This window comes from Neobacillus drentensis (assembly GCF_036962765.1).
Lineage (GTDB): Bacteria > Bacillota > Bacilli > Bacillales > Cytobacillaceae > Neobacillus > Neobacillus drentensis_C.
On record NZ_JBALOS010000096.1, the window covers coordinates 305 to 7,770 of the forward strand.

Sequence of the window (7,466 nt, forward strand, 5' to 3'; positions counted from 1 at the left end):
ATCATCTCTTTTCGTAAATCAGGCCGCAGTTCAATTAGTCTCTTTCCTTTTAAATCTTCAATTGAAATATTCTCATTGTAATGCCTATTAAAATGCTTTATGAATTTAGGAGTAAAATCAGCAATAACCTCGTCCATATCTATAGCAATCTTCTTCACTAAAAAACCTCCTGTAATAAATGCTGCCTAAAAAAGAGAAGCGGGAAGGATAAGAATCCTTCCCACTATTTCTTGTAAATAAAAATTATCCAAGTACTTCTTGAATTTCCTGTGATCGATCCGAAAGCCACTTATCCCAAACTTCAGCGAATACCCCGGTCAAGACCAGTGAAACATGTCCACCCTCATAAACCTCATAAGTTTTATCCTTACTTGAAACAAGGTCCATCAACGGAAGACTTTGCTTCTCTAATATAATTGTGTCACGTGAGCAAGAGAAGACAAAAAGCGGGCAGTTTATCTTCTTTAAATCCACCTTCCTGCCGCCAATCACCAATTCTCCCTTTAAGAGTTTGTTCTCTTGATAGAGATCGTTGAACAACTGTTTAAATGCAGCACCTGCAAACGAAACAGAGTCCTTCGTCCACTTATCCATTCGGCGCCACTTTTCTACATATTTCTCATCATGTGCACGGGTGACCAGATTGATGTTAGAACTTGCAAAACCCGGTGATACCATCCTAAATATCAAATACATAATTTCTGTTGGAATTGTCCCATGTGCATCGGCAAAACGGTCAAGGCTTAGCTGCCCTTTTTGTAGTGCCTCCAGCAATTTATCAGGAAAGATGCCGATACTAAAATCGATTGGAACGGCTGCAAGAGATAAATTCTTAATTGGCAGTTCCGTTATGGAAGCCAAGATGGCTGCAATGGTTCCACCCAGGCAATAACCGGCAAGGGATATTTCCTTTGCACCTGAATGTCTTAAAGCTCGTTTAAGGGCGTTCTCCAAATAATCAATGATATAATGATCAAGGGTGATATCCGAATCTTCAAGCCCAGGGGACCCCCAATCCAATAGGTAGACATCATAGCCGCGCTCGGTTAGTCCGCCTACAACGCTGCTTCCTTCACCGATATCAAGAATGTACGCCTTATTTAACAAGGAGTAGACTAGAAATACTGGGATGGCATGTCTTTTTTCCTTTGCAGGATGATACCATAAGGTTGCTTTATTTTTCTTCCAGACAGTCTGTCTTGGTGTAGGTACAATCTCTGGTTTTGGCTCGGTCATAATTTTATAAAGTTGGTTCCACCGTTTCGTTTCTTTTTCTAAGTTTAAGTTTGGAAAAAGGTTTGTTCCTAATGCTTTCATTAATATCACTGCTCTCCTCGATGTTATTTAATTTTATTATTACCGGTGAGCACTAGATCTTTATCCTGCTTTTTTCCCGGTTCTTTTTTCTGCTTTTCCCGCTCTATTTTGATGAGACCTCTCTCTATTTCTTTCCGCAATTCCTGAAGGTCATCATTCATATTTTTGGCTTCCGCCACCTCTTGGGACATCTTTTGGAATTCATTCTTCATTTGCATGACAATAGTTAATATCTCTTCGAACATTCCTACATTTTCTTTCGTAATGGAGCTTACACTGTCTTGTAATTTCCAAATTTGTTCTTCTAAAAGATCCATTTTTTCTTCTGTCTGAATAGATTGATTCGCGGCATTCGCGACATCTTTCTTTGTCGGGATATTCATTAGTGACGCAAAAAGCTCTTGGTTCTTTCTAAGTCGCTCTAGGTATGATGAATAGGTGTTAAGGCCGAAACTTGCTGTGCGAACAAATTCTTTGTTGTCTGTTAGGTTATATAATAGGCCAATTACTTGTTTGTCCCACATTTCACTTAATTGGTTGAATCCAACAAATGGATCAATGATTTTCTTAGTTGACATGGCGCTGCTCTCCTTAAATTAAACTTTGTAGGTTATTCCGTTTTTTCCATATATTTATTTAGCGGGAAGATACGTTCTTTGAATTGTGTTGCAAACAGATTGACAAATCCCTTTTGATATTCATAGAGGGGATTTCCAGCTTGTTTAACAGTATTGATATATTGCAATCTTCCTTTTTTCCTAAGATCAATATATTGCTCCATCATTTCTAGGTATTTCTCAATCGTCTGGCCGTTTTCGATGGTTTGATACGGAGTATTTAAGAAAGACAATACTGTATTTTGAGTCTGGTCAATTTGCGCATTCATTTCCTCATAAGACCAAATCGGAAAGAAATGCTGCAGGGTGGTGGTTGACATTAATAATTCATCTCGTGCAGTCTTTTCCCATTCAGTTAATTCCTTTTTAAATTGCTCTGCTATTGCTTTTATATTTCCCTGATTCCGTTGTACACTTGCAGAGAATTGTCTCACCTCTTTTAAGAAGACTTCGTCGCGATGATCAGCACACTTTGCCCATTCATCTAATTCATGAAATGCATATCTCCAGAGCAGTTCTAGGCTAGAGAGCGATGCTTCATTTTCGCCATTGACAGTGATTTCTTCATCCTGTTTTTCTTCTTTCAATGATTCTTTTAAATTATTTTTTTTTGCAGCCATATTATTCCCATCCTTTTAAAAATTTGTTAAAGATTTTGGTCTAGTTTGAAATCTAGGTTATTAATGAGTCCAGTGAATAATCTCAAATCTAAGTTTCCACTAGAGGTTCACTGTTCTTTTATCATTCTCAGATGAGACTAGGTGTTTTGGTTTTCCGAAAAGGTATATGAGTATAGCTGCAATCACCATAGCAACAGACATTCCATAAATGGATGCACTAAAACCAACTGCTGGATTTGTACCAGAAGCTTGAATAAGTTTTCCAAAAATAATTGGAGCAACAATACCTGATGAAGACATAACTCCATAATAAGTACCTGTCATAACACCTCTTCGCTGTGGGAGTAAACTAGTTACTGCTGTAGGATTAAGTGTGTTTATTGTAACTACTAATATATTTACTAAAGAAAGAATGATGATGATTGAACCCGAACCATTTACAAGGGGATACATGGAGTACAAAATCCCTGCTAGAATAGCACAAATGGCAGTAAATAGAGTTCGCGACTTCCACAAACTTTGAGTTTTTTTATATAAACGATCTGAAATTATGGCTAGTACCATTCCAAGAATCGCTCCTATTAATCCGGAAATAGCAATAACCATTGCAGACTGTTGTTCAGACAATCCCTTTACTTTCATTAGGTATGCAGGATTAAAGGTGAGTCCAAAGACAATTAAAGAATAAGCAACAAATGAAGATAGGGTTGTAAAAATAAAAATAGGAGATCGTAAAGCTTTCCAGATATCTTTACCATTAATATTTTGCTTGTTTTCCTGTTTACTTACTTCTTCTTCAAAAGGTACAGGTGCTTTAAGCCGTCCCAGCCAAAGCCAACAAATTAACCAGACAAAACTACAAATACCAGAAACAAAAAACGCCTGCTTCCAACCATAATTTGAGATTAGAAAAACCACAATTGGGGCAGTAACAGCAATCCCCACAACATTGCCAAAATTTATGATCGATATGGCAAGTCCACGTGATTCCGGTTTAAACCATTTACTAATATGGCTGACTGCGGTTGCAGAAAAAGCACCTTCTCCTGCACCTAGTAATACTCTACTAAATATAAGCAGCGGTAGACTTGATACAACCAACAACATAGATTGCGCAATTGTCCAAATAATCGCCATAATAGCCAGTAATTTCCCAGTTCCAAAACGATCAGATAAAGAAGCCCCTATTATTCCAACTATTGAAAACAACCAAAAAAAACTGCTTCCAACAATGCCAAACTGAGTGGAGGTTAGATTCAAATCCTCCATAATATGAATTCCGGCTAAACCTGTAATGGATTTGTCACCAAAATTAATAATAGACATAATAAAAAGTGCAAATAAAATAATCCATTTCGTCCAACTTTTCATTCAAACTCCTGCCTCTCACCAAATATATTCATTTTTTTCGATAAAAATTAGCAATCATACCTAAGGAGAAAAAACACCTGCTTTGCCCGCCTTAAAAGCGAGCAAGACTGAGCAGGTGCTTATGGTGAAAAAATTGAATCATAAATGATTTTTCTCAGTTAATTAAGGAGTTACGATATTTGGTAACCGGTCGAACTCATCTAAAAGTGATAAAAATTCATTCAGTTTCGTTTGGTCGCCAGAAATGATTAATTTACCTGCTGCTACGGCTTGTTCTGGTGAAAGTAAGCCAAGTCCAATTCCATAGAATGTGAATTGATCAAGAGTTAAGGAAACATCTGGATCAGCATCTAACTCACCAGCTTTATATATTAAAACGGAATTTTCTAAATAAATTCTATATTCTTGATTAGAATTTGATAACGTTATATTCAACGTTATTTTTTTACCATCTGCTTTTGGACCGTTTAGTTTAACAGCGATCAGCTTTAAGAATTCATCTACTGGCATATTTTTAATGACTCCAGAAACATCTAAGGGTGAATTATCTTTATTAATACCATTTCTTAGTTCGGATGCACCGACAAGAAAAATATTACGCCAATTGGCTGATTCGGCTTGGTAACCTAATTGTTCGAAAGCCATAGCTAATAAATTTTTTGCATCCGAATTTTCTGGGTCAGCCATTACAACATTTTTTAATACTTGAGCTACCCAGCGATATTCACCATTATCAAAGTCAGCTTTTGCTTTTTGCAAAATAGTAGCCGCTCCTCCCATGTATTCTACATATTTAAGACCCGCTTCCACTTGTGGTAATGGATCTAAATCAGAAGGATGAGCACTATAATAACCTAAGTAAAAATTGTAAATTCCCTTTGAATTATGCTTTAACGTACCATAATACCCACGATTCCCCCAATAAGTATCCAATGCTTTTGGAAGTTTGATTGTCTCAGCTATTTCATCCATCGTATATCCGTGATTGGCTAAACGCACTGTCTGATCGTGCATATATTTATATAAATCACGTTGCATTTTCAAATGGTTTAATGCCTGATCTTTGCCCCAAACAGGCCATGCATGGATCATGAGCAAGGCATCAATCTCTTCATCTTCAAATAAATCGATTGTTTTATCGAGTGAATTAGCCCAATGTAAGGCATCCCGAGTCTTTGCCCCTCTTACCGTATAAATTTGATGCATCAATTGATTAGCGTTCTCTGATACAAATAATGCTTTGTAATCTTGGATATAAAAATGCATTTCAGCCGGTGCTTCTGTGTTTGGGGTTAACAAAAATTGAAAGGTTACTCCATCGATTTCCATCGTTTGGATTTCGTTTTCTATTTCAACCGTAGGGAGCGCAAAACTCATCGTCCCAGAACTCATCGTATTACCTATACCTATAGATACAGAGCCAATCGTGCCATCTGGGATATTTTTACCAAACTGATACTCTGCACGACGCGCCATAATAGTACCTAATAGCGCATTTTCACTTAATGCTTCTTCTGTAAAATATTGGGGAACTATAATTGGAATATCCGGATTCTCTGCATATTTTAGAACTGCTTGAATACCGCCAAAATGGTCTGCATGACTTTGACTAATAATGATGGCTGAAACTGGCTTTCTTGGACGATGCTTATAATATAATTCCATTGCAGCTTCAGCAGATTCAGTACTTCCTAATGCATCACAGACAATAACTCCTTGTTTACCTTCAAAAAAGAAAGTGGTAGCGATTGATTGTCCACGAATTTGATAAACCCCTTCTACTACTTCAAACAAACCCGAGATAGCCTGTAATTGGGCATTTCTCCATAAACTTGGATTCACTGTGTCAGGAGCCGTGTCGTTTAGAAAATCTAACTTATCGATGTCCCAGACGACTTCCCCAGAATCATCTTTAATAATGGTAGATTCTAAAGGTGCAATAAATCCTCGGATTGCATCTTCAAAATCCTGCCGATCCTCGAAATTTAGAGATTCGTACACTGCTAAATTTGCCTTTTTTGTAAAAGAAGAAGCGGACATAGGTTGAGTTGAAACTTTACTTTTCATACAAACCTCCAAGGATTATTATTTTAAAATTTTAAAAAAGGAAAACACTTTTGACTACCTGGCTATAATGTCAGTTCTCCAACCAAACATTAAGAGGAAGTTTTCAAGTGTTTTCCATATAACTAGATTGCCAGATTATGAAATGTAAAATTAGCGCTTTACATCTTGTAAACGAGATTAAGCCTTTATCGCAGGTACCTCGAAAACTTCATTTATTACTTTGGTGATAATCGTGGCTGGTATCTTATAGAAAACTCCGGCAGGGTCATTATGAACAGCTGGTACCAAATGTTGAAGTGTCTCTTCGTTACATTCAAATTCACCAAAAGTGTCTGGCAAATTCACTGCTTTGCGGAGATCCCTTATATATTGGACAACTTCCTCTAAACATTTTTCGGGTTGTTCTGTTGGATTTGCTATACCCAACGCTTGGGCGAACCCCATAATTCTTGGTAAATAGTACGTCGGCAGGGACTCCATTACATTCGGCAACAATACAGCGTTAGCTAGCCCGTGCGGGATATGAAATTTTGCCCCTAACGCATGTGCCATGTTATGAACTGGAACCGCATTCATTGCAAGGCAAAAAGCAGAAATAGCCATCGAACTTGCCATTAGCATATTCGCTCTTGCTGAAAGATCGTCCCCTTTTCGAACAGCAGTTTCTAAATTGTCTACAATCATTCGAATCGATTGAATTGCATAGGCATCTGTCATCGGATTGGCCTTTTGTGAAAAATAAGCCTCCACTGCATGAGTTAATGCATCAAATCCGGTAAAGGCAGTGATTTTAGGAGGAAGACCTACCGTTAAATCCGGATCCAGAATAGCCATATCCGCATTGATAAATGGATGAAGAAGATTTGTTTTTATTCCAAGCTTTTCATTAAGGATAACGGCCACCGGTGATACTTCAGCACCAGTTCCCGCCGTTGTCGCAATAGCTACATGCGGAATAAAAATATATTGGGCTTCTGGCCACCACTCCATCACATTTCCGGTAAGCAGAGAATCCCGTATATCATCCAAACCTTTATGGAGCATCCACTTGATCGCTTTTACCGTATCCAAAACGCTTCCGCCGCCAAGAGCAATTAAGGAATCACCGTTGCACTCTTTAAAGAAACGAGCTCCACGATTAATAATTTCGCCTTTTGCGTCCTGTTCAATATCTTCAAACACTCCAACCAGCTCCGGCGTACCCGGCATGATTTCAAATAATTCTTTAATTTGAGCTGTAATTCCGGCCTGGGTTAAACCCTTATCCGTGAAAAGTACTGCTCGTTTACCCCCAAGCCCTTTTATCATCTCAGGAAGCAAAGTTCTTGATCCCGCCCCGCTATTTACAACCGTACGAACTGAAAATTGAAAAAATGATGTCGACATAGAATCACCCTTTATTATTTTTGTATAGGCTAGGTTAAAGTTGCCTGTTGACTTCCACTCCAAGCGCTGCGCTTTCCGCGGGCGGTCC

6 protein-coding genes and 1 pseudogene are annotated in these 7,466 nt (G+C 38.1%); all 7 read right to left on the minus strand.

The genetic code is table 11. From position 1 onward, the window contains the following. Positions 1-137 (minus strand): annotated as a pseudogene (locus V7137_RS30675) (5' nucleotidase, NT5C type); the annotation flags it as partial. A gap of 106 nt (positions 138-243) precedes the next feature. Beyond that, the gene (locus tag V7137_RS13365; protein WP_256358175.1) at positions 244-1,317 is read right to left on the minus strand and encodes an alpha/beta fold hydrolase; all 1,074 of its coding nucleotides are present in this window, start codon (positions 1,315-1,317) and stop codon (positions 244-246) included. Between the two features lie 23 nt (positions 1,318-1,340). Further along, complete coding sequence (locus tag V7137_RS13370) at positions 1,341-1,895, minus strand: polyhydroxyalkanoate biosynthesis repressor PhaR (protein WP_335698546.1); 555 nt, start codon at positions 1,893-1,895, stop codon at positions 1,341-1,343. Between the two features lie 32 nt (positions 1,896-1,927). After that, positions 1,928-2,554 carry a hypothetical protein gene (locus V7137_RS13375; protein ID WP_335698547.1) on the minus strand — a complete coding sequence of 209 codons (627 nt, stop codon included), beginning with the start codon at positions 2,552-2,554 and terminating at the stop codon, positions 1,928-1,930. 99 nt (positions 2,555-2,653) lie between these two features. Beyond that, on the minus strand, positions 2,654-3,925 hold the full coding sequence (locus tag V7137_RS13380) for an MFS transporter (RefSeq protein ID WP_335698548.1): 1,272 nt from the start codon (positions 3,923-3,925) through the stop codon (positions 2,654-2,656). A gap of 162 nt (positions 3,926-4,087) precedes the next feature. After that, entirely contained in the window at positions 4,088-5,992 is a 1,905-nt protein-coding gene (locus V7137_RS13385) for an alkyl/aryl-sulfatase (protein WP_335698549.1), read from the minus strand. Positions 5,993-6,169: 177 nt separating this feature from the next. Then, positions 6,170-7,378: an iron-containing alcohol dehydrogenase gene (locus V7137_RS13390; RefSeq protein ID WP_335698571.1), complete on the minus strand. Its 1,209-nt coding sequence runs from the start codon at positions 7,376-7,378 to the stop codon at positions 6,170-6,172. Positions 7,379-7,466 lie beyond the last annotated feature (88 nt).

Coding starts and splice junctions, on each gene's coding strand:
- V7137_RS13370 (WP_335698546.1), bottom strand. CDS start 1,895: ATGTCAACTAAGAAAATCATTGATCCATTTGTTGGATTCAACCAATTA.
- V7137_RS13390 (WP_335698571.1), bottom strand. CDS start 7,378: ATGTCGACATCATTTTTTCAATTTTCAGTTCGTACGGTTGTAAATAGC.
- V7137_RS13385 (WP_335698549.1), bottom strand. CDS start 5,992: ATGAAAAGTAAAGTTTCAACTCAACCTATGTCCGCTTCTTCTTTTACA.
- V7137_RS13365 (WP_256358175.1), bottom strand. CDS start 1,317: ATGAAAGCATTAGGAACAAACCTTTTTCCAAACTTAAACTTAGAAAAA.
- V7137_RS13380 (WP_335698548.1), bottom strand. CDS start 3,925: ATGAAAAGTTGGACGAAATGGATTATTTTATTTGCACTTTTTATTATG.
- V7137_RS13375 (WP_335698547.1), bottom strand. CDS start 2,554: ATGGCTGCAAAAAAAAATAATTTAAAAGAATCATTGAAAGAAGAAAAA.